The sequence below is a fragment of the Bradyrhizobium sp. CSS354 genome (assembly GCF_029051725.1).
In the GTDB taxonomy this organism is placed as follows: domain Bacteria; phylum Pseudomonadota; class Alphaproteobacteria; order Rhizobiales; family Xanthobacteraceae; genus Bradyrhizobium.
In genome coordinates, this window is the sequence record NZ_JAACFU010000006.1 from 474,216 (window position 1) to 496,148 (window position 21,933).

Genomic DNA, 21,933 nt, shown 5'->3' on the forward strand with positions numbered 1-21,933 from the left:
TGCGATTGACGGCTGATCTGTTCGACAATGTTGCCGAAGCCCAGCCGTCGCGCGAGGAGATCGCCGACGGCGCTGTGCTGTTGCGCGGCTTCGTCAAGCCGATCGAGAGCGAGTTGATCGAAGCGGTGCGCGCCATCGTGGCGCAGTCGCCGTTCCGTCGCATGACCACGCCCGGCGGGCATCTGATGTCGGTGGCGATGACCAATTGCGGCGAGCGCGGCTGGATTACCGATCATACCGGCTATCGCTATGATCCCATCGACCCGCGAACCGGCGCGCCATGGCCGGCGATGCCGCCCGTACTCCGCGATCTCGCCCGCCGTGCGGCGGAGCAGGGCGGCTTTGAGGGCTTTGCGCCCGACGCATGCCTCGTCAACCGCTACGAGCCCGGCACGCGACTGTCACTGCATCAGGACAAGGACGAGCTGGATTATTCCGCGCCGATCGTCTCAGTCTCGCTCGGCCTGCCTGCGACTTTCCTGTTCGGCGGCATGGCGCGTAGCGACAAGCCGCGGCGCTTCCGGCTCGTCCATGGCGATGTCGTGGTCTGGGGCGGGCCCAGCAGGCTCGCCTATCACGGCGTCGCGCCGCTCGCCGAGGGCGAGCACGCGCTGCTGGGGCGGAAGCGGATCAATTTGACGTTCCGAAAGGTCCGCTGACGCGTTTCCTCGCAGCCCCCGCTCGTCTAAGCTTCCGGCGGGGGAGACGGCGATATGGCGACCACACAGCTCTCGGCCGGCACTGGCGCGGCCAACCGCACCGGCCTGTATCTGGCCGTGCTGCAACTGGCGTTCACGCTTGGCTGGACCACCTACGTCGTCCATTTGCCAAAGCTCGCGGCTGAGGTCGGCATCGCGCCATCGGCCGTCATCTTCATCCTGATGCTGGACCAGGCGATCTTCACCATCGCCGATACCGTGATGGGGATCGCCGCCGACAAGATCGCTCCCCATCTCGGCAGGCTTGGCCTGTTCGTCGGGCTCCTGGCCGCGATCTCCTGCGGCGCGTTCATCGCGCTGCCTTTCGTCGCAGGGCGCGGCGTGGTCGCGCAGGGGTGGTTCATTGCCCTGATCGTGGTCTGGTCGATCACCTCGTCCGCGTTGCGCGCGCCACCGCTGACCCTGCTCGGCAGATACCGCGCCCGGCCGCAGGTGCCGTTCCTCGCCGCGCTCGCGATGCTCGGCTATGGCGTCGCCGGCGCGGTCTCGCCCTATCTCGGCGTGGTGCTGCGCGAGCACGATGCGCGGTTGCCCTTCGTGATATCGAGCGCAGTGCTGCTGTTGACCGCGCTCGGGCTGTCACGGATCGAGCACGACGTGGCCCGCGACACCGCGCCGCCGACACCGGCCGAGGCAGCAAAGCCGCTTGGCCTCGTGCCGATCGCCTTCATCGTCGCGATGGTGGCGCTCGCGCTCGGCTATCAGTTGCACTTCGCTCTGAACAGCGCGCCGTTCTACCTGCGCTTTGCCAAGCCGGATGAGCTGCAATGGCTGATGCCGGTGTTCTGGATCGGTTTCAACATTGCGATGTTTCCGGCAAGCCTGGTCGTCAAGCACCGTGGCGGCGTGATCGTGATGGGCGCGGCCGGACTGCTTGGAGCGGTCGCGATTGCTGCGGCCGAATTCGCCGGCAGCCTCAACACGCTGATCGTCGCGCAGTTTCTCGCCGGAGCGGCGTGGGGCTGCATGCTGATGAGCGCGATCTCGGCCGCGTTGGCGATCGGCTCGACCGGCGCGGAGGGAAAGGTGACCGGCCTCGTCTTCTCGGCGCTGGCACTCGGGACCTTCGCGCGGATGGCGGCGGTCGCCGGCGGCTTGCAGAAAATGCCTGACTACGCGCCGCTGCTGCACTGGGCCCCGGTCGCTTGCTGGGCGGCCGCAGGCGCGGGCCTGCTGGTGATCGCGGCGGCGCGGCTACAGGGCGGCGTTCACCTCAAGGCTTCGGCGGGTGGATGAACGCCCAGGGGCTGACTTCCGAATCCCGCGTCACTTCCACCGAGATCAGATACGGCCCGCCATGAGCGAGCGCCTTCTCCAGCGCCGCCTTGAATTGGTCCGGCGCGGTGACGCGCGTAGCGGCGACGCCAAAGGACTCCGCGAGCTTGACGAAATCCGGGTTGACCAGATCCGACGCCACGACGCGGCCGTCAAAACGCTCGCGCTGGTCGCGGCGGACATTGCCATAGGCGTTGTTGTTGAACACCAGCGTCACCACGCCGATGTTGAACTGCACGGCGGTGGCGAGCTCTTGCACGCCGAACATGAAGCCGCCGTCACCGGTGATCGCCACCACCGGCTTGTCGGGATTGGCGACCTTGGCGCCGAGCGCGGTCGGGAAGCCTGAGCCGAGCGTGCCCTGATAGCCTGATGTGATGAAGGTGCGCGGCTCGTAGATCGGAAAACCGTACCAGGAGGCGAAACCGAACTGCGACAATTCATCTGTCACGATCGCGTTCGCCGGCAGCACCTCGCGCAGGATGTTGAGATACGCCATCTGCGGCTGGATGCGCTGGATCTCGGCTTGCGCGGTCGAAGTGGCCTCTCGAATGTCACCACGCCGGCCGCTGGTCCTGGCAAAGCCGGCCTTCTTCACGGCAGTGACCAGATCGGCTGCGCCGGACTTGGCGTCGGCGACGATAGCGACATCGGAGGCGAGCCGCCGCATCTCGGCGGGATCGATATCGACACGAATGGATTTCAGCCCTTTCGGCTGATATGGCCAGCGGAAGCCCGATGCCGGCAGTTCGGCGCGCGTGCCGATTGCGATCATCAAATCGGTTGTCGGCCACAGCTTGTAGGCCGCCGCCATCGTCAGTCCAAGCTCATGCGCATTGGAGACGATGCCGCGGCCGCTGCGGAAGGCGACGACAGGCGCGTCGATCATCTCGGCAAGTTCGAGAATCTCCTCGCGCGCTTCGATCGCGCCGCTGCCGACGAAGATCATCGGCGCCTTGCTGTTCCTGATCAGCGCGGCCGCCTGCTTGATCAAATCAGGGTCGGGCTGCGGCGCGGGCAAAGGCTCCAGCACCTTTGCGGCGGCAGTGTCCGCGCGCTGGGTGAAGACGTCCCAGGGCATCTCGACCGAGGCGGGGCCGCGCCGTCCGGACGTCATCTCCTGGAAGGCGCGCGCGACGGTGGTCGGCGCGTTGCCGGGATATTCGATGCGGTCCGCCCATTTCACATAGGTGCGCAAGGTCGCGAGCTGGTCGGGCATCTCGTGCAGGTGGCCGCGGCCCTTGCCCAGAAACTGCGTCGGCACCTGGCCGGTGACGCACAGCACCGGCTCGTTGCAGCCGAAGGCGGTGAGCAGTGCCGCGCTGGCGTTGAGCACGCCGGGACCCGGCACCACGCTGAACACGCCGGGCCTGCCGCTGGAGCGCGCATAGCCGAACGCCATGTAGCCGCAGGCCTGCTCGTGCCGCGCGCCGATCACCTTGAGCTGAGCCTGGTGGAAGGCGTCGAACAGGCCGTAGACCTGCGCGCCTGGCAGTCCGAACACGGTGTCGACGCCGTGGGCGACAAGCCCGCTTACGATCGCTTCGCCGCCGGTGAGGGTGGTCATGGCATCATTCCATTTCAATCGGTGTTCAGGCTTCGTCGACGACGCCGTTGCGTAAAGATCCGATGCCCTCGGCCGTGACTTCGATAACATCGCCTGGCTTCAGATAACGCGGCGGATCGAACCGCGCTCCGGCGCCGGTCGGCGTGCCCGTGACGATGATATCGCCGGGGACAAGCGTCGCGAAAGTCGAGATATAGCTGATGAGATAGCGGAACGGAAACATCAGTCGGCTGGTGCGGTCGTCCTGCCGAAGCTCGCCGTTGACATGCGTGGTGAGGCGGATGTCGGCGATCTGCGATTCCTGCGTGTAGGGCACCAGCCACGGGCCGAGGCTGCCGCTGGAATCGAAGTTCTTGCCCTGCGTGACGTTGAACTTGGCATGGCGCAGCCAATCTCGCACCGAGCCTTCGTTGCAGAGCGTCAGCGCGGCGATGTGGTCGAGCGCAGAACTTTCGAGGATGTGCCGGCCTTGCTTGCCGATCACCAGCACGATCTCGCCCTCGTAGTCGAGCTGCGCGGATGCGCGCGGGCGCACCAGCGGCGTGTCATGGCCGACGAAGGAACGCGGCGAGCGCATGAACATGCTCGGATATTTCGGTGCGTCCTGGCCGTCCTTGTACTCGGCGTTACGATCAGGGTAGTTGACGCCGATGCAGATGATCTTTTCCGGCGCGGGTACCGGCGGCAGCCAGATGATATCGCCGAGCGCGTGATCGGGCGTGCGGCCGGCGGCTTCTTCGGCGAGACTCGCGAGCTTTCCTGCCGCGATCACCTCGCGCAGCGTCGGATAGTCTTTGGCGTGGCGCGCGGAGAGCTCGACAATGCCGCCGTCGACGACGGCGCCGTAGCAGATGGCGCCGTTGACGGAGTAGGTGGCGAGGCGAGGGAGATTCATTGGTAACTATTCCTTGTCGTCCCGGCGAAGGCCGGGACCCACACCGCGTGATCTATCGAGTGCGCACAACGACAATCCCGAACGACCAACCTTCGCCAAACGTCTCCCTGTGGCTATGGGTCCCGGCCTTCGCCGGGACGACGGGAAGAGAACTTTTGATGGTCGCTGGCATCAATCCGCCACCAGCACGTCGGCCACGAACTTCGGCTCTCGCACGGCTTGCCCGGAGAACGGCGAGCCCTGCTCGAACCAGGAGCGCGGGGCGGGCGCGCCCCATAATGTCTGGCGACGGGGATCGCGCAGCGACCACCGCAGCGGCTCGTGGTCGTGGTCGCCGGTGAAATAGTCGCTGGTATAGAGCTCGAGCCTGTGTCCATCGGGGTCGCGGACGTAGAGGAAGAACGCATTCGAGATGCCGTGGCGGCCGGGACCACGCTCGATGTTCTTCACGAACCCTTGCGAGGCCATGACGTCGCAGAGATGGATGATGTTCATCGCCGTCGGCGTCCAGTAGGCGAAATGGTGCAGCCGCGGGCCCTTGCCGTTGGTGATGGCAAAATCGTGGACATTGCCCTTGCGATGCATCCAGGCCGCGGCGATGCGTCCGTTCGGTCCGTCCTCCTCGGCGTATTCGGTGAGGCGGAAGCCGAGCCGGGCATAGAATTCGACGGTGTCCTGCACCTCGGCGGCGAACACGTTGAAATGGTCGAGCCGCTGCGGATGGCAGCCCCTGTAGAGATCGTAGCGGCGCAGCAGATGCGGCCGCCGGTCCATCGACGCATACAGCTCGATCTGGAAGCCGAAGGGGTCGGTGAACTGCAGCGTGCGGCCCTGGAAGGGCTGATCGGCGAAGGCGTAGCCAAGGCCGTTCTCGGACAGGAACTTTGCAGCCTTGTCCAGATCCCCGTCACTGCCAACCTTGAAACCGAGCCGGTTGCAGGCAGGCACCGCCGCCTTGCGCAACACCAGCGAGTGATGCTGATGCTCCTCGGCGGCGCGCAAGTAGACGACCTTGTCGTCGGCGTCCTCGACATGCAGGCCGACAACACTTTCATAGAACTCGCGGCTGAGCTTCAGGTCGGTGACGTCCAGCACGGCGTGGCTGGAGCGGATGATGTTGAACGGCGGCTCGAAGATATGTTGCGGTACGGGCATTGCGTTTCCCCTCTCTAGACACCCGTCATTCCGGGGCGGGCCGTCAGGGCCGAACCCGGAATCTCGAGGTTCCGGGTTCGCTTCGCGCCCCGGAACGACGGTGGCCTTAAATTCCCAGCTTCTGAATCTTGTGCGTGCCTCGCGCCAGCGAGACGTGCTTGGTTTCCATGTAGAAATCGAACGAATAATCGCCGCCGTCGCGGCCGATGCCTGAGGCCTTCATGCCGCCGAACGGCGTCGGCAGATGCCGGACGTTTTCCGAGTTCAGCCAGATCATGCCGGCCTCCAGCGCATCCGCGACACGCAACGCGCGGCCGACATCATTGGTCCAGACATAGCCGGTCAGGCCGTAGCGGATGTCGTTGGCGATTTCGATCGCGTCTGCTTCGTCCTTGAAGGGCAGCACGGTGAGGAAGGGGCCGAACACCTCTTCCTGCGCCACGCGCATCTTGCCATGCGCGCCGGTCACCAGGGTCGGCTCGACATAATGTCCGCCGCCCGGGCCGTCATAGGCCTTGCCGCCGACCGCGATCGTCGCGCCGTCCTGGCGTGCGACGTCGAAATATGAGCAGACTTTTGCGAGGTGCCGCTCGTGGATCAGCGGCCCGATCTCGGTTGCGGGATTGAGGGGATGGCCGACCTTCAGCGCTTTCACCCGCGCGGTCAGCTTCTCGATGAACTTTTCGGCGACGCCGGCCTGGATCAGCAGGCGGCTCGACGACGTGCAGCGCTCGCCGTTGAGAGAGTAGATCATGAACACGACGGCATCGAGCGCGCGGTCGAGATCGGCGTCGTCGAACACGATCACCGGGTTCTTGCCGCCGAGTTCGAAATGCACGCGCTTCAAGGTCGGCGCGCCCTGAACCATGATCGCCGAGCCCGTCGAGCTTTCGCCGACAAAGCCGATCGCCTTGATGGCGGGATGCTCTGTCAGCGCCTTGCCGGCCTCTTCGCCGAAGCCGTGGACGGTGTTGAGCACACCGTCGGGAACGCCGGCTTCCTTGACGAGCTTTGCCAGGATAGCCGCCGTGATCGGCGACCATTCCGCCGGCTTGTGCACGACGGTGCAGCCGGCTGCGAGGGCAGGGGCGATCTTCCAGGTCGAGAGCATGAACGGCGTATTCCACGGCGTGATCACGCCGACCGGGCCGATCGGCACGCGGGTCGAGATGTTCCAATGCTCGTCGCTCGGCGTGTTCTGGCCGTCGCGCGCCTCGCCGCATCGGTCGGCAAAGAAGCGGAAATTCTCGGCGGCGCGGATCGCGGCCTTGGCCATGAAGCGATAGGCCTGGCCGGTGTCGATGCATTCGAGCACCGCGATGTCCTCGGCATTGTCCTCGATGGCGTCAGCGACGCGATGCAGCAGCTTCTTCCGCATCGCCGGCGCCATGTCGCGCCAAGACTTGAAGGCAAGTGCGGCAGCGGTGGCGGCGCGATCGATATCCTCGGCGTTGCCGCGGGCGACGCTCGCGAGTGTCGCGCCGTCGACTGGCGATTTCGTCTCAAACGTCTCGCCTGAGATCGACGGCACGATCTTGCCGTCGATCATGTGGCCGATGCCGTCGGCGCGCAGCGTCTTCAGCAGCGGTGCGATGCGGTCGCGATTGGCCTGGAACACATCGGCTTTCGGCGTGGGCTTATCCATGGGCGGCCTCCGCTTTCAGGGCGTCGTGGATGTTGTTGCGCTTCCAGCTCGTGTCCTTGTCGTTGATCTGCATGTCGAACGAGAGGGCGAATTTCGAGCTTGCGAACACGGGATCGAGATGCCGGGAGAGCGCCTGGAAGACATGCTCGCCGGCCTCTTCGCGGGTTTTGAGGTCACGGCCTTCGCCAATGCGCAGCACCATGTCGAGAAAGCCGTAGTCCTGCCGCGCGTCCGCGATCGCATAATGCTCGCATTTGACGGCGCGGACGCGGATGCCGCCGAGCGGGAAGATGCCGGTCTCGACCGCGGCCTTGCGCACCACCTCGCACGCCGCGCCGATGTCGAGGCGGTCGTCGAGATTGGCCGAATATTCGATCGTGAAATGCGGCATCGCGGTTTCACTCCCTGTTTTCTTGTTCGTCTAAGCGAAGTAGCAGCTTACCGAGCCGTAGGCGCCATAATCGGCCTGAATTGTGTCGCCCTTGCGGGTCTCGATCGGACGGATGAAGGAGCCGGCGAGCACGATTTGTCCGGGCTCGAGCGCAAGGCCAAGCGGGGCGATCTTGTTGGCGAGCCAGGCAACGGCGGTCGCGGGATGATTGAGCACGCCGGCGGCAAGGCCGGTCTCTTCGAGCTGGCCATTCTTGAAACAGAGCGCGCCGATCCAGCGCAGATCAGCATCCAGCGGGCGGATCGGCCGTCCACCGAGCACGATGCCGGCGTTCGCCGCGTTGTCGGCGATGGTGTCGAAAATCTTTCGCGTCGCCTTGGTCCGGGGATCGACGCGCTCGATCCGCGTGTCCAGAATCTCCAGCGCCGGCACGACGAAATCGGTGGCGTTGAGCACGTCGAACAGCGTGCAGTCGGGGCCAGCGAGGCGCTTGCTCATGACGAAGGCGAGCTCGGCTTCCACGCGCGTCGCGATGAATCGCTCCGTCGGGACGAGGCCGCCATCGGCGAAGAACATGTCGTCGAGCAATACGCCGGAATCAGGCTCATTGATTCCAAGCGCGCTCTGCATCGCCTTCGAGGTCAGGCCGATCTTGTGTCCCCTGACGATGCGCCCCTCGGCAATCTTGACGTCGACCCAGGCCTTCTGAATCGCGTAGGCATCAGCGATGCTGATGGCGGGAAAGTCCTGCGACAGCTGCCGGATCTGCGTACGGGTCTTCTCCGCCTGATGCAGACGGCTCGCGCAAGCTCGGATATCGTCGTTGGAAAGCGCCATTTGTGATCTTACAAAATGTGGAGCTCGAAGATACTTAACATGTTAAGTGAATGCGTCAACGCCATTTTGGCTTGCTGCACTGCAAACGTTTTGCGGTTGAAGGGGCATCATCGTGAAGAGACCGGCTGATCCAGCGGACGACGGCGCCACCGCCGCGCGACAGGTGCCGATGCGCGACTTCTCGCGTTCGCTGCCGATGTCGTTGCTGCGGGCACGCGAAGCCGTGATGCGGCAATTCCGTCCTTCGTTGCGTGAGCATGGCCTGACCGAGCAACAATGGCGCATCCTGCGCGCGCTCGCGGCGATCGATACGGTCGAGGTCACGGAACTCGCGCGCACCGCGTTCCTGCTCGGGCCGAGCTTGTCGCGCATCCTGCGTGATCTGGAGGCGCGCAACCTGATCGAGCGCAAGACCGCGAAGGCGGACCAGCGCCGCAGCATGGTCTCGATCTCGGAAAAAGGCGTGAAGCTGATGGCCTCGGTGGCGCCGTCCTCCGAAGCCATCTATGCGGAGATCACGCGCCGCTTTGGCGCACGCAAGCTCGTCGAGTTGCAGGAGATGCTCGGCGAGCTCGAACAAAGTCTCGCAGGGCTCGGCGCGGGCGAGGAGGCAAGTGCCGAGGAGTGAAAGCAGATATGCGCAAGCGCGCGGCAACAATCATGGACATCGCCGCATTTTTTCGCTCAAGTGCCGCTCAAGCCGATGACTGCAAAATCGGCGTCGAGGTAGAGGCAAACAGACCCTCATGGTCACCATCCAGGTTCAGAAGCTGATCGACTTCGTCACCGAGGTCTTCGCGCATGCGCAGTCGTCGCCTGAAGAAGCCCGGCGCATGGCCACTTATCTAACCACGGCGAATCTGACCGGCCATGACAGCCACGGCGTGATCCGCGTCCCCGTCTATATCCGTTGGCAGAAGTCCGGCGCGGTCGTGCCCAACCAGAACGCCGAAATCGTGCTCGACACGCCCTCGCTCGCGGTGGTCGACGGCAGGTTCGGCTACGGCCAGACCGTGACGCCGCAGGCGGTCCGGATCGGCATCGAGAAGTGCAGGAAGGCGGGACTTGCCGCTGTCGCGCTGCGCAATGCCGGCCATATCGGCCGCGTCGGCGATTGGGCCGAGATGGCCGCCGCCGAAGGACTGATCTCGGTTCATTTCGTCAATGCCGCAGGCTCGCTCCTGGTGGCGCCGTTCGGCGGCGTGGAGAAACGGCTCTCCACTGCCCCCTATTGCGTCGGCATTCCGCGCGAGGGCCAGGATCCGATCGTGCTTGATTTTGCGACCTCAGTCGTGGCCGAAGGCAAGGTGCTGGTCGCGAGCCGCGGCGGCAAGAAGCTGCCGAAGGGCGCGCTGGTCGATGCCGACGGCAGCCTGAGCGAGGAGCCGGCCGTGCTCTACGGGCCCTACACGCCGGACGGGCCGCGCGATCACACCAAGGGAACGGGCGCAATCCGTGCGTTCGGCGAGCACAAGGGCTCGGGCCTTGCCTTCATGTCCGAGCTGCTCGGCGGCGCCTTGACCGGAACCGGGGCCACGTCCGGGGGGCGGCGCTTCGCCAACGGCATGCTGGCCTTCTACGTCGATCCGAAAGTGGTCGATACCTCCCATGTCTTCGACGCAGAGGTGTCGCGCTATGCCGACTTCATCCGTGCCACCAAGCCGGTGGCCGGGGTCGACCAGGTGCTGATTCCCGGCGACCCCGAGCGGAAAACCCGGGCTGAGCGGACCCGAAACGGCATCCCCTTGCCGGATGACACCTGGGCGGCAATAGTGAATACCGCCCGCGAGGTCGGCGTCAGCGAAGTCAGCATCCAGAGGGCGACCGCATAGGTCTTGCGTCATTGCGAGCGTAGCGCGACGCGCCAGTTCGCGGTAACAGCGGTTGTGCTGTCGCGACGCTCGTCATGGTGACGATGGTCCAAATCACACGGTCCAAATAACACGGTCCAAATAACACGGTCCGAACAACAAAGAAGGAAGGCAACGTGGCGAACAAGGTCAAGGAAATCTGGAAGTCGGGCAAGGCCGTGGTCAACGCGTGGCTCGCGATTCCCTCCGGCTTCTCGGCCGAGATGATCGCGCAATGCGGCTTCGACAGCGTCACCGTCGACATGCAGCATGGCGTGCAGGATTATCTGTCGATGGTGCAGTGCTTCCAGGCGATGGACAAGCACCCGATCACGCCGATGGTCCGCGTGCCCTGGAACGAGCCCGGCATCATCGGCAAGGTGCTCGATGGCGGCGCCTATGGCGTGATCTGCCCGATGGTCAACACGCCGCAGGAAGCCAGGAACCTCGTCTCCTATTCCAAGTACCCGCCGAAGGGCGTGCGCTCCAACGGCCCGATCCGCGCCGGCATGTACGGCACCGCCGGCTCCTACCAGAAGACGGCCAACGACGACATCGTGCTGCTGCCGATGATGGAGACCAGGACCGCGGTCGAGAACATGGAAGCGATCTTCGACGTCGAAGGCATCGACGGCGTCTATATCGGCCCGTCCGACCTCGGCTTCTCCTACGGCCTCGAGCCGAAGCTCGATCGCACCGAGCCCGAGATCCTCGCGATCTACGAGAAGATCATCAAGGAGTGCGGCAAGCGCGGCCTCAACCCCGGCATCCATTGCAGCGGCGCCGAGGGTGCTGCGCGCGCCATCAACATGGGCTTCAAGCTGGTGACGCTCTCGAACGAGGTCGGCCTGATGACGACCTACGCCAAGATGCAGGTCAACGCCACCCGGAAGGATTCCGGCGGCAAGGCCTGATCTCTCTCTGTGTCCCGGACGCGGCGCGGCGCGTAGCGCCGCTCCGCAGAGCCGGGACCCAGAAGCCAGTGAAGCACATTACGTAAACAACTGGGCCTCGGCTCAGCAGCGCACCGTTTCACGCTGCGCTGCGTCCGGGGCACGATAGTTTCGATACAGGAGACCTCCCATGACTATCAGCCCCGTCATTCGCCTGCATCCCGATGATGGCGTGCTGATCGCGCGCGCGAGCCTGCCGCCGGGAACGGTAGTCGCCGACGGCGTGACCACGGTCGAGCGCATTCCCTCCGGCCACAAGGTCGCGATCAAGCCGATCGCAGTCGGGGAGCCGGTGATCCGCTACGGCCAGATCATCGGCTTTGCGACCACGCCGATCGCGCCGGGCCAGCACGTGCACGTGCAGAACTGCGGCATGGGCGATTTCGCCAAGGACTACGCCTATTGCGCCGACGTCAAGCCGACGCCGAATTTCGATCTGCCGGCGAGTTTCGAAGGCATCCGCCGCCCGGACGGCCGCGTCGCCACGCGCAACTATATCGGCATCCTCACCTCGGTGAATTGCAGCGCGCATGTCGCAAGCCTCGTCGCCGATGTGTTCAAGAAGAATCCGTTCACCGGCGACAATCCGCTGGCCGATTTCCCCAATGTCGACGGCGTGGTCGCGCTGACCCACAAGACCGGCTGCGGCATGACGCAGAACGAGCCGCTGGCGCTGCTCCGCCGCACGCTCGGCGGCTATGCGCGGCACGTGAACTTCTCTCATGTCATCGTGCTCGGCCTCGGCTGTGAAGTGAACCAGATCGGCGGCCTGATGGAGGAGCAGAAGCTCGCGGGACGTCTGCGCGCGATGGACATCCAGGAGGTCGGCGGCACCCGCAAAACGGTGGAGGCGGGTATCGCCTTCGTGCGCGAAGCACTTGCGGAGTCGAACAAGGTCAAGCGCGAGTCCGTCCCGGTGAGCGAATTGACAGTGGCGCTGCAATGCGGTGGCTCGGACGGCTATTCCGGTGTCTCCGCCAATCCGGCGCTCGGTGCGGCCAGCGATCTCATCGTGCGTCACGGCGGCACCGTGATCCTGTCGGAGACGCCGGAGACCTATGGCGCCGAACATCTGCTCACGCGCCGCGCCGTCAGCCGCGAGGTCGGCGAGAAACTGGTCGATCTCATGCGCTGGTGGGACGAATACACGACGCGCGAAGGCGCCGAGATGAACGCCAATCCGAGCCCGGGCAACAAGGCCGGCGGTCTCACCACCATTTTGGAGAAGTCGCTCGGCGCGATGGCGAAGGCCGGCACCACCAATCTCGTCGAGGTGCTGCGCTACGCCGAACCCATCACCAAGAAGGGCTTCGTCTTCATGGACACGCCCGGCTACGATCCCGTTGCCGCGACCGGGCAGGTCGCCGGCGGCGCCAATCTGGTCTGCTTCACCACGGGCCGCGGCAGCGTGTTCGGCTGCAAGCCGGCGCCCTCGATCAAGCTTGCCACCAACACGCCCATGTATAAGCGCATGGAAGAGGACATGGACGTCAATTGCGGCACCATCCTCGAAGGCGAGGAGAGCGTCCAGCAGTGCGGCCAGCGCATTTTCGATCTCATCCTCAAGACCGCGTCCGGACAGCCGACCAAGAGCGAGAGTTTTGATTTCGGCGGCGCCGAGTTCGCGCCATGGGTGCTGGGCGCGACGATGTAATCCCTCGTTGCGCGTCGCCGGTAACCCCACACTGCAAGCGACGCTCCTAAGTAATGATACGGAGCCGTCACGTGATCACGGGCGTTCCCGCGGTCACACCTGATTAACATCTTCTGCCGTAATCCCTGGAGCGATGCGAGCTCCACTCATGTGGGGCGTTCGCCCTTCGTGAGGATTCGTCAACGATGACGCGTGCGATACGGCCGACCGGCGTGGAACATCTCCTCGGAGAGGAGGAGCTGATCGTGTCGAAGACCGATCTCAAGGGCCGCATCACCTACGCCAACGATGTCTTCATCCGCATGGCGAGGTACTCCTGGCAGGAGCTGATGGGCGCCCCCCACAGCCTGATCCGCCACCCCGAGATGCCACGCTCCGTCTTCAAGCTGTTGTGGGACACGCTTCAGTCCAGGCAGGAGATCTTCGCCTACGTCGTCAACCTCGCGAAGGACGGCAGCCATTACTGGGTGTTCGCCCACGTCACGCCGACATTCGACGAGCGTGGCAATATCGTCGGCTATCACTCCAACCGTCGCAAACCCGATCCTGCGCAGATCGAGCGTATCAAGCCGATCTATAAGGCGCTGTGCGCGGAAGAGGCGCGGCATGCCAATGCCAAGGACGGCATGCATGCGAGCTTCGAGGCGATGGTCGCGCTGCTCAAGCAACAGGGTGTCGGTTACGATGAATTTGTGCTCTCTCTCTAAGGCGCAGGGAGCGACCGCGCTCGCATCCGTTCTTGCCGTCGTTGCGTCCGTGCTCTCGCTGGCCGGTGCGACCGGAATTTCCGGCGCGGCGTTGCTGGGCGTTACGGTCGTGCTGCTCGTCTATGCCGTCTGGTGCCAGCACCGCACGGCGCTGGCCGTCGACGAGGTGGCAGACGTGTGCCGCAAGGCCGCGCGTGGCGACCTCGAGGCGCGCATCCTCAGCATCCGCCAGGCCGGACGGATCGGCGCCACTCAGAAGTCGGTCAACGACATGCTCGACATCACCGATGCCTATTTGCGGGAAGCTTCGGCGTCGATGGACTATGCGAGCCGCGGCAAATATTTCCGCAAGATCCTCGCGCGCGGATTACCCGGCTCGTTCCGCCGTTCAGCCACCGTCATCAATTCCGGCACCGACAGTCTCGGCCGTCGCGTGGTCGAGATCGCGGACCTCGCAAAACAGTTCGGCACGCATCTGGATCAGGTCGCCGGCACTCTGATGGGCGCGGCGACCGATCTCGAATCCGACGCTGGCCAGATGGCGGCGGCGGCCGAGAAGACCAGCCGGCAGACCTCCGGCGTGCTCAGTGCGTCCGACCAGGCCTCGCGCAACGTCGCCACCGTCGCGAGCGCCGCGGAGCAGCTCGCATCATCGATCGCCGAGATCAGCCGCCGGGTGGCCGGCTCGACCACGAGCACGGGGCGGGCGGTGAACGAAGCCAATCGTGCCGGCAGCGAGATTCGCACGCTTGCGGATGCGGCGATGCGGATCGGCGACGTGGTCAAGCTGATCAGCGAGATCGCCGAGCAGACCAATCTGTTGGCGCTCAACGCCACCATCGAAGCCGCGCGGGCAGGCGAGGCCGGCCGCGGCTTCGCCGTGGTCGCATCCGAGGTCAAGAGCCTCGCCAACCAGACCGCGAAAGCGACCGAGGAGATCAGCGCCAAGGTCGGCGAGATGCAGCAATCGACCACCAATTCGGTCGCCGCCGTCGAGGCGATCGCGCAGACCATCACCGAGATCAACGGCATCACCGCCTCGATCGCGACCTCGATCGAGCAGCAGGGTCTCGCCACCCGTGAGATCGCCCGCAACGTCCAGGAAGCCTCGGCCGGCACCTCGCAAATGTCCTCCAACGTCACCGGCATCAGCGAAGCCGCCGCCGATACCGGCCGTGTGGCGAGCCGCGTCAACAGCGCCTCCGAACGCGTCCATGGCGAGGTCGAGACGCTCCGGCGCGAGGTGACGCAGTTTTTGCAGCGGCTGACGTCAGCGGCGTAGGACATCGCGGAGAGGACGCGCATTCTTCCCCTCTCCCCTTGTGGGAGAGGGTGGCTCGCCGCTCAGCGGCGAGACGGGTGAGGGGTCTCTCTCCGCGCGCACCTCTCACGCCGGAATTCGCGGAGGCGTACCCCTCATCCGGCGCTTCGCGCCACCTTCTCCCACAAGAGGAGAAGGAAGAAAGCGGGCGGGCCGCACCTTGCGTAGGCACCCTTTGCCCGTTGTTAGTGCTTGATCGAGGTCACCAGCGGTGTTCTGCTTAAAAAAGCTGCTGGAGTACCGCACCCCGTGTCGATCTACGTCGCATTACACCACGTCACGCACTACAAATACGACCGCCCGATCGATCTCGGCCCGCAGACCATCCGTCTGCGGCCGGCGCCGCATACCCGCACGCCGATCCTGAGTTATTCGCTCAAGGTCACTCCGGCCAATCATTTCGTGAACTGGCAGCAGGATCCGCTGGGCAATTGGATCGCGCGTTACGTCTTCCCGGAGAAGACGACCGAGCTCAAGATCGAGGTCGATTTCACGGCGCAGATGACTACGGTCAATCCGTTCGACTTCTTCGTCGAGCCCTATGCCGACAGCTTTCCGTTCGAATATACGCAGGATCTCAAGACGGAGCTCGCGCCTTATCTCGAGACCGTCAAGCCCGATCGGCTGTTCGCGAAATATCTCGACACGATCCCGCCCGAAGCCCCGAACACCGTCAACTTCCTGGTCGATCTCAACAGGGAGTTGCAGAAAAGGATCGGCTACGTCATCCGCATGGAGGCGGGCGTACAGACGCCGGAGGAGACGCTTTCCTCCGCGGCCGGCTCGTGCCGCGACTCCGCCTGGCTCCTGATCCAGACCTTCCGTCACCTCGGTCTCGCCGCCCGTTTCGTCTCCGGCTATCTGATCCAGGTCCGTCCCGACATCGATCCAATCGAGGGGCCGCCGGAGGTTGAGAACGATTTCACCGATCTCCACGCCTGGGCCGAGGTCTACCTGCCGGGCGCAGGCTGGATCGGCTTCGACGCGACCTCGGGCATGCTTGCGGGCGAGGGCCACATCCCGGTCGCGGCGACGCCGCACTACCGCTCGGCCGCGCCGATCTCCGGCGGCGCCGGCTTTGCCGAGGTCGAATTCGCCTTCGACATGAGCGTCAAGCGCATTCGCGAGGCGCCGCGCATCACCAAACCGTTCTCGGACGAATCCTGGATACGGCTCAACGATCTCGGCGAGCAGGTCGACGGCGATCTTGCCGCGCAGGACGTGCGTCTGACCATGGGCGGCGAGCCGACCTTCGTCTCCGTCGATGATCTCGAAGGCGCCGAGTGGAACACGGACGCCGTCGGTCCGACCAAGCGCGGGCTCGCCGACGATCTGATCCGCCGCCTGCGCGCGCGTTTCGGACCCGGGGGCCTGCTGCACTTCGGTCAGGGCAAATGGTATCCCGGCGAAAGCCTGCCGCGCTGGGCCTTTGGCCTGTACTGGCGCAAGGATGGCTTGCCGATCTGGAAGAATGCCGACCTCATCGCCAGCATCGAAAATCCGCGGCCGGCGCAGGCCAAGGACGTCCAGGCGTTCGTGGAAGGCACGGCGCTGCGGCTTGGTCTCGATCCCGGCTACATCATGCCGGCCTATGAGGACACCGCGTACTGGCTGCAGAAGGAATCCGAGCTTCCCGTCAACGTCGATCCGTCCGATTCCAAATTGTCCGATCCGGAGGCCCGCGCGCGCATGGCGCGGGTGTTCGAGCAGGGGCTCAACAATCCTCGCGGCTTCGTGCTGCCGGTGCAGCGCTGGAATGCGGCACCACGCTGGCGCAGCGAGCGCTGGCAGCTCCGGCGCAGTCATCTGTTTCTGATGCCGGGGGATTCGCCGCTCGGCCTGCGCCTGCCGCTGGACTCGCTGGGCTATGTCCCGCCCGATCAATATCCCTACATCGTCGAGCGGGATCCGATGGAGGCCCGCGGCAAGCTGCCGGTGTTCAGCCTTCCGGCGCGTCCGGACTCGCCGGAGCGGCTCGAGCCGGAAGAGCTCAACACCTCCGTCCCGGTCCGCACTGCGATGTCGGTCGAAGTCCGCGACGGCGTGCTCTGCGCTTTCATGCCGCCGGTCGAGCAGATCGAGGATTATCTAGAGATGATAGCGGCGCTCGAAGCGACGGCCGAGGAGATGCAGCTCCAGGTCCATGTCGAGGGTTATCCGCCGCCATTCGATCCGCGCGTCGACGTCATCAAGGTGACGCCCGATCCCGGCGTGATCGAGGTCAACGTCCAGCCGGCAAAGAACTGGCGCGAGGCAGTCGAGATCACCGCCGGGCTCTATGAAGATGCCGGCAAGACACGCCTCGGCGCCAATCGTTTCCTGGTCGACGGCCGCCATACCGGCACCGGCGGCGGCAATCACGTCGTGGTCGGCGGCTCAAGCCCGCAGGACTCGCCGTTCCTGCGCCGGCCTGATCTGTTGAAGAGCCTGGTGCTGCACTGGCAGCGTCATCCGTCGCTGTCCTATTTCTTCTCCGGCCTGTTCATCGGCCCGACCAGCCAGGCGCCGCGCATCGACGAAGCCCGCCACGACAGCATTTACGAGCTCGAGGTCGCGCTCACGCACGTGCCGCCGCCGGGCACTCAGGCGCCGCTGTGGCTGGTGGATCGCTTGTTCCGGCATCTCCTCGTCGACATCACCGGCAACACCCATCGCGCCGAGATCTGCATCGACAAGCTCTATTCACCGGACGGCACGACCGGCCGGCTCGGCCTGGTCGAATTCCGCGCGCTCGAAATGCCGCCGGATCCGCGCATGTCGCTGGCGCAGCAGTTGCTGATCCGTGCGCTGATCGCAAAATTCTGGCGCGAGCCGCAACAAGGCAAGTTCGTGCGCTGGGGCACCGCGCTGCACGACCGCTTCATGCTGCCGCACTTCATCTGGGAAGATTTCCTCGAAGTGCTGACCGAGTTGAAGCAGTCCGGCTATCCGTTCGAGCCTGAATGGTATCTGGCCCAGCTCGAATTCCGCTTCCCCGCCTTCGGCCGCATCCATCATGGCGGCGTGACGCTGGAGCTGCGGCAGGCGCTGGAGCCTTGGCACGTGCTCGGCGAGGAGGGCTCGGCCGGCGGCACAGTGCGCTATGTCGACTCATCGGTCGAGCGGCTCCAGGTCAAGGCGGAAGGCTTCGTCGAGGGCCGCCATATCGTCACCTGCAACGGCCGTCGCCTGCCGATGACCGCCACCGGCCGCTCCGGCGAAGCCGTGGCTGGCGTCCGCTTCAAGGCCTGGCAGCCGGCCTCCGGCCTGCATCCGACCATTCCCGTTCACGCGCCCCTGACATTCGACCTCATCGATACCTGGAACGGCCGCTCGCTCGGCGGCTGCGTCTATCACGTCGCCCATCCCGGCGGCCGCAGCTACGACACCAAGCCGGTCAACACCTACGAGGCCGAGGCGCGGCGGCTGGCGCGCTTCCAGGACCATGGCCATACGCCGGGCCCGATGCAGCCGCCGCCCGAGGAACGCACAAATGAGTTTCCGCTGACCCTCGACTTGCGGACCCCGCTCCTGCAATGAGTATGATGCCGGGGCAGGGAGAGGCGCATGGCCGAGGGCGCAGCCGAAGAGGACGACAAGGCGGGTAAGGCGCAAGGTCAACGTGAAGGCCAGCGCCGCTTCGCGCAATGGGTCCGCGACTACAGGCGACTGCCCGGCATCCCCGACGAGTTTCTCGGCCCGGACGGCAAGCCCCGCGCCGTCTGGAGCCGCTTCTTCGATGCCTTCGGCGCGCTCGCGCCCGACGAGGTCGAGCGGCGGTTCGGCATGGCCGACCGTCATCTCCGCGAGGCCGGCGTCACCTATCGCGCGCCCGGCGAGAGCGCCGATCGGCCCTGGTCGATCAGCCATCTGCCGCTGCTGATCGACGAGGCCGACTGGAAGCAGTTGTCCGACGGCATCACCCAGCGCGCCGAGCTGCTCGAGCTCGTGCTGCGCGACATCTATGGCGAGGGCCGCCTCGTCGCCGAAGGCGCGCTGCCGGCGGCCGCGATCGCCGGCAGCCCCGAATATCTCCGTCCCGTCTGCGGCGTGCCGCCGCCGGGCGGGCGCTATCTCTCGCTTTATGCCGCCGATGTCGGCCGCGGGCCCGACGGCCGCTGGTGGGTGCTCGGCGACCGCACGCAGGCGCCGTCGGGCGCGGGCTATGCGCTGGAGAACCGCCTGGTGCTTTCGCGCGCGTTCTCGGATCTCTACAAGTCGATGAACGTGCCGCGCGTCGCGCCGTTCTTCGAGGCGTTTCGCGACAGTCTTCGGGCGCGCGCCGACCGCGACGAGCCGCGGATCGGCGTGCTCACGCCGGGCAGCTTCAGCGAGACCTATTTCGAGCACGCGACGCTGGCGCGCTATCTCGGCTTCCTGCTGGTCGAAGGCGACGATCTCGCCGTCAGCGACAACCATATCCACATCCGCACGGTTGCGGGCCTCAAGCGCCTCGACGTGCTGCTGCGCCGCGTCGATTCCAATTCGCTCGATCCCCTCGAGCTCGATGCCTCCTCGCGGCTCGGCGTGGCCGGCCTGATCGACGTGCTGCGCAAGGACGGCGTCGTCGTCGCCAATATGCCGGGCTCGGGCGTGCTGGAGGCGCGCGCGATGCTCGGCTTCCTGCCGGCGCTCAGCCACCGCCTGCTCGGCCAAGAGCTGAAGATGCCGCACATCGCGACCTGGTGGTGCGGCCAGCGTTCGGCGCGCGACGAGGTGTTGTCGCGGCTCGACGAGGTCGCGATCGAAGGCGCCTATCGGCGCGGCGTTCCCGGTTTCGACAGCAACGGTCCGGTGCTCGCGAGCGAGCTCGATGCCGCCGGGCGCCGGCGCCTGAGCGACGCGATCGCCGCGCGCGGCATGGACTATGTCGGCCAGGAGGTGGTGCGGCTCTCGACCATGCCGGTGTGGGAGCAGGGGCAGATCACGCCCCGTCCCTTCGTGCTGCGCGTGTTCGCAGCCGCGACGCCCGACGGCTGGGCCATCATGCCCGGCGGCTTCTGCCGGATCGCCGAGCAGCCGGATGCGCGCGCGGTGTCGATGGGCGACGGCGCGCGTTCCGCCGACGTCTGGGTGGTCTCGGACAAGCAGGTCTCGAGCGCGACGCTGCTGCCCGCCACCGACAAGGTGCGCATCCGCCGGATCGCCGGCGTGCTGCCGAGTCGCGCGGCCGACAATCTGTTCTGGCTCGGCCGCTACCTCGAACGCGCCGAGGCGACGCTGCGGCTGGTGCGGACGCTGGGCTCGCCGAGCGGGCCCAACAAGGGCACCGCGGCCTCGCTGCAATCGGCCGAGCGTATCCAGCGCCTGCTGGTGACCTGGGGCGCGATCTCGCAGACCTCGCGCGCGGCGCCCGGCCGCATCGTCGCCGAAGCGCTGCAGAGCCCGGAGCGTTTCGGCTCGGCACTGTCGCTGGTCCGCGCGGCCCAGCGCACGGCGACCTCCTTGCGCGAGCGGCTGTCGCCGGACGCCTGGCAAGTCATCACCGAGATGGCCGAGCGGCTGGCCGTTGAGGTCGAGGACGACGACAGCGTGCTGAGCGCGGCCGAGCTGACCTTGCAGGAGCTCGCGAGCTTTGCCGGCCTTGCGCACGAGAACATGAACCGCGCCGCCGGCTGGCGCTTCCTCGACATCGGCCGTCGCACCGAGCGCGCCATCAACACGACGCGTTTCGCCCGGCAGTTTGCCTATGACGAGGCCGGCGACGAGGATCTCGATATCCTGCTGACGCTGGTGGATTGCCAGATCACCTACCGCTCGCGCTATCTGCTGGCGCCGATCCTGGCGCCGGTGCGCGACCTCGCCGTGCTCGACAGTTACAATCCGCGTTCGGTGGCGTTCCAGGTGACGGCGCTGAACGAGCATATCGCCGCGCTGCCAAGCCTGAAGGAGCACGGCCTGATCGAGAAGCCGCAGCGGCTTGCGGTCGCGATGCAGGCGATGCTCGCGACCGCGGAGGCCGAGAAGCTCGAGGTCAAGACGCTGTTCGCACTGGAGCAGGATCTGCTCAGCCTCGCCGAGGCGGTCGGGCAGCACTACTTCCCGCACGGCCCCAATGCCAGCCGACCGGAAAAGCTGACGGGGCTCGCGTGATCTACGACATCCGTCACGTCACAACTTACGAATACGAGAGTCCGGTCAGCTTCGCCCGCTGCACGCTGCGGCTGGAGCCGAGGAGTGGCCATGGCCAGGAGCTGATCTCGCATAAGGTCGAGATCCGTCCGCGCCCCGCCGAGCGTAGCGTCCGGCGCGATTTCTTCGGCACCCTGACCGAGAGCGTCGTGATCGAGGCCGCGCATCGCACTCTGCGCATCGATTCCCGCTCTCGCGTGAAGGTGTCGCGCCAGCCGCCGGCGCGCGCCGCTGCCAGTCCGGGCTGGGAGAACATTCGCGACATCGCCTTCGAGGCGACGAGCCTCGGGCCGTCCTCGCCGGTCGGCTATGTCTTTGCGAGCCCGCTGGTGCCGGTGCTGGGACCGGTTAGTGCCTATGCGGCGGAAAGCTTCGCGCCCGGTGCGGGCGTCCTCGCCGGGGCGGTCGATCTGATGCATCGCATCCGCACCGAATTTCGCTACGACCCCAAGGCGACGGTGATCTCGACGCCGCTCAACGAGGTCTTCGTCAAGCGCCATGGCGTCTGTCAGGATTTTGCCCATGTGATGATTGCGGGCTTGCGCGGGCTGGGCCTGCCGGCGGCCTATGTCAGCGGATATCTGCGCACCATTCCGCCGGCGGGCCAGCCGCGCCTGCAGGGCGCTGACGCGACCCATGCCTGGGTGTCGCTGTGGTGCGGGGAGGAGCTTGGCTGGGTCGATTTCGATCCGACCAACGATCTTATGGTCGCTGGCGACCATATCGTGCTCGCGGTCGGCCGCGACTTTTCTGACGTTTCGCCGGTCGACGGCATCATCGTCGGCTCGCCGAAGCAGAAGCTCGACGTCGCCGTCGACGTGCTGCTGGTGGAATGATTGCGGGTCCTGCCGTG

The 21,933-nt window shown here is 65.7% G+C and carries 17 protein-coding genes; 11 read left to right on the forward strand and 6 right to left on the reverse strand.

The genetic code is table 11. From position 1 onward, the window contains the following. Positions 1–5: 5 nt before the first annotated feature. A complete protein-coding gene (alkB, locus tag GWG67_RS17870; protein ID WP_275170571.1) occupies positions 6–659 on the forward strand; it encodes a DNA oxidative demethylase AlkB in 654 nt (217 codons plus the stop codon). Positions 660–713: 54 nt separating this feature from the next. Then, complete coding sequence (locus GWG67_RS17875; protein WP_275170572.1) at positions 714–1,955, forward strand: MFS transporter; 1,242 nt, start codon at positions 714–716, stop codon at positions 1,953–1,955. On the opposite strand, the gene GWG67_RS17880 is transcribed toward GWG67_RS17875, so the two are convergent. The 6 genes from GWG67_RS17880 to hpaH all read right to left on the reverse strand — a co-directional run bounded on the left by GWG67_RS17880 (position 1,933) and on the right by hpaH (position 8,484). Beyond that, complete coding sequence (locus tag GWG67_RS17880) at positions 1,933–3,561, reverse strand: thiamine pyrophosphate-dependent enzyme (RefSeq protein WP_275170573.1); 1,629 nt, start codon at positions 3,559–3,561, stop codon at positions 1,933–1,935. The two genes, GWG67_RS17875 and GWG67_RS17880, sit on opposite strands and share 23 nt — an antisense overlap. A gap of 25 nt (positions 3,562–3,586) precedes the next feature. Continuing rightward, positions 3,587–4,456 (reverse strand): fumarylacetoacetate hydrolase family protein, encoded by an 870-nt coding sequence (locus GWG67_RS17885; protein ID WP_275170574.1) that lies wholly within the window; start codon positions 4,454–4,456, stop codon positions 3,587–3,589. 171 nt (positions 4,457–4,627) lie between these two features. Further along, entirely contained in the window at positions 4,628–5,611 is a 984-nt protein-coding gene (hpaD, locus tag GWG67_RS17890) for a 3,4-dihydroxyphenylacetate 2,3-dioxygenase (RefSeq protein ID WP_275170575.1), read from the reverse strand. A 106-nt stretch (positions 5,612–5,717) separates the two neighbouring features. Next, complete coding sequence (gene hpaE / locus GWG67_RS17895) at positions 5,718–7,256, reverse strand: 5-carboxymethyl-2-hydroxymuconate semialdehyde dehydrogenase (RefSeq protein ID WP_275170576.1); 1,539 nt, start codon at positions 7,254–7,256, stop codon at positions 5,718–5,720. Further along, the gene (locus GWG67_RS17900; RefSeq protein WP_275170577.1) at positions 7,249–7,647 is read right to left on the reverse strand and encodes a 5-carboxymethyl-2-hydroxymuconate Delta-isomerase; all 399 of its coding nucleotides are present in this window, start codon (positions 7,645–7,647) and stop codon (positions 7,249–7,251) included. Before GWG67_RS17900 ends, hpaE begins: the two co-directional genes overlap by 8 nt. A 30-nt stretch (positions 7,648–7,677) precedes the next feature. Beyond that, complete coding sequence (hpaH, locus tag GWG67_RS17905; RefSeq protein WP_275170578.1) at positions 7,678–8,484, reverse strand: 2-oxo-hept-4-ene-1,7-dioate hydratase; 807 nt, start codon at positions 8,482–8,484, stop codon at positions 7,678–7,680. A gap of 109 nt (positions 8,485–8,593) precedes the next feature. On the opposite strand from hpaH, the gene hpaR reads away from it, so the two are divergent. From hpaR to GWG67_RS17950, 9 genes are all read left to right on the forward strand, one after another. Then, positions 8,594–9,112 (forward strand): homoprotocatechuate degradation operon regulator HpaR, encoded by a 519-nt coding sequence (gene hpaR, locus GWG67_RS17910; RefSeq protein ID WP_275170696.1) that lies wholly within the window; start codon positions 8,594–8,596, stop codon positions 9,110–9,112. 118 nt (positions 9,113–9,230) lie between these two features. Continuing rightward, positions 9,231–10,316, forward strand: a complete 1,086-nt coding sequence (locus GWG67_RS17915) for a malate/lactate/ureidoglycolate dehydrogenase (protein WP_275170579.1) — start codon at positions 9,231–9,233, stop codon at positions 10,314–10,316. A gap of 155 nt (positions 10,317–10,471) precedes the next feature. After that, positions 10,472–11,248: an HpcH/HpaI aldolase/citrate lyase family protein gene (locus GWG67_RS17920; protein WP_035974924.1), complete on the forward strand. Its 777-nt coding sequence runs from the start codon at positions 10,472–10,474 to the stop codon at positions 11,246–11,248. Positions 11,249–11,417: 169 nt separating this feature from the next. Continuing rightward, a complete protein-coding gene (locus tag GWG67_RS17925) occupies positions 11,418–12,941 on the forward strand; it encodes a UxaA family hydrolase (protein WP_275170580.1) in 1,524 nt (507 codons plus the stop codon). Positions 12,942–13,126: 185 nt separating this feature from the next. Beyond that, on the forward strand, positions 13,127–13,648 hold the full coding sequence (locus GWG67_RS17930; protein ID WP_275170581.1) for a PAS domain-containing protein: 522 nt from the start codon (positions 13,127–13,129) through the stop codon (positions 13,646–13,648). Further along, positions 13,626–14,930 (forward strand): methyl-accepting chemotaxis protein, encoded by a 1,305-nt coding sequence (locus GWG67_RS17935; RefSeq protein ID WP_275170582.1) that lies wholly within the window; start codon positions 13,626–13,628, stop codon positions 14,928–14,930. Before GWG67_RS17930 ends, GWG67_RS17935 begins: the two co-directional genes overlap by 23 nt. Positions 14,931–15,218: 288 nt before the next feature. After that, on the forward strand, positions 15,219–18,488 hold the full coding sequence (locus GWG67_RS17940) for a DUF2126 domain-containing protein (RefSeq protein ID WP_275170583.1): 3,270 nt from the start codon (positions 15,219–15,221) through the stop codon (positions 18,486–18,488). 27 nt (positions 18,489–18,515) lie between these two features. After that, a complete protein-coding gene (locus tag GWG67_RS17945) occupies positions 18,516–21,041 on the forward strand; it encodes a circularly permuted type 2 ATP-grasp protein (protein WP_275170584.1) in 2,526 nt (841 codons plus the stop codon). Next, entirely contained in the window at positions 21,038–21,916 is an 879-nt protein-coding gene (locus GWG67_RS17950) for a transglutaminase family protein (protein WP_275170585.1), read from the forward strand. Before GWG67_RS17945 ends, GWG67_RS17950 begins: the two co-directional genes overlap by 4 nt. The last annotated feature ends 17 nt before the right edge of the window (positions 21,917–21,933 follow it).

Bases quoted from the DNA above. Each gene is read 5' to 3' on its own strand.
- GWG67_RS17875 (WP_275170572.1), top strand. From the start codon at position 714: ATGGCGACCACACAGCTCTCGGCCGGCACTGGCGCGGCCAACCGCACC.
- GWG67_RS17880 (WP_275170573.1), bottom strand. From the start codon at position 3,561: ATGACCACCCTCACCGGCGGCGAAGCGATCGTAAGCGGGCTTGTCGCC.
- GWG67_RS17885 (WP_275170574.1), bottom strand. From the start codon at position 4,456: ATGAATCTCCCTCGCCTCGCCACCTACTCCGTCAACGGCGCCATCTGC.
- hpaD (WP_275170575.1), bottom strand. From the start codon at position 5,611: ATGCCCGTACCGCAACATATCTTCGAGCCGCCGTTCAACATCATCCGC.
- hpaE (WP_275170576.1), bottom strand. From the start codon at position 7,256: ATGGATAAGCCCACGCCGAAAGCCGATGTGTTCCAGGCCAATCGCGAC.
- GWG67_RS17900 (WP_275170577.1), bottom strand. From the start codon at position 7,647: ATGCCGCATTTCACGATCGAATATTCGGCCAATCTCGACGACCGCCTC.
- hpaH (WP_275170578.1), bottom strand. From the start codon at position 8,484: ATGGCGCTTTCCAACGACGATATCCGAGCTTGCGCGAGCCGTCTGCAT.
- GWG67_RS17915 (WP_275170579.1), top strand. From the start codon at position 9,231: ATGGTCACCATCCAGGTTCAGAAGCTGATCGACTTCGTCACCGAGGTC.
- GWG67_RS17925 (WP_275170580.1), top strand. From the start codon at position 11,418: ATGACTATCAGCCCCGTCATTCGCCTGCATCCCGATGATGGCGTGCTG.
- GWG67_RS17930 (WP_275170581.1), top strand. From the start codon at position 13,127: ATGACGCGTGCGATACGGCCGACCGGCGTGGAACATCTCCTCGGAGAG.
- GWG67_RS17935 (WP_275170582.1), top strand. From the start codon at position 13,626: ATGAATTTGTGCTCTCTCTCTAAGGCGCAGGGAGCGACCGCGCTCGCA.
- GWG67_RS17945 (WP_275170584.1), top strand. From the start codon at position 18,516: ATGGCCGAGGGCGCAGCCGAAGAGGACGACAAGGCGGGTAAGGCGCAA.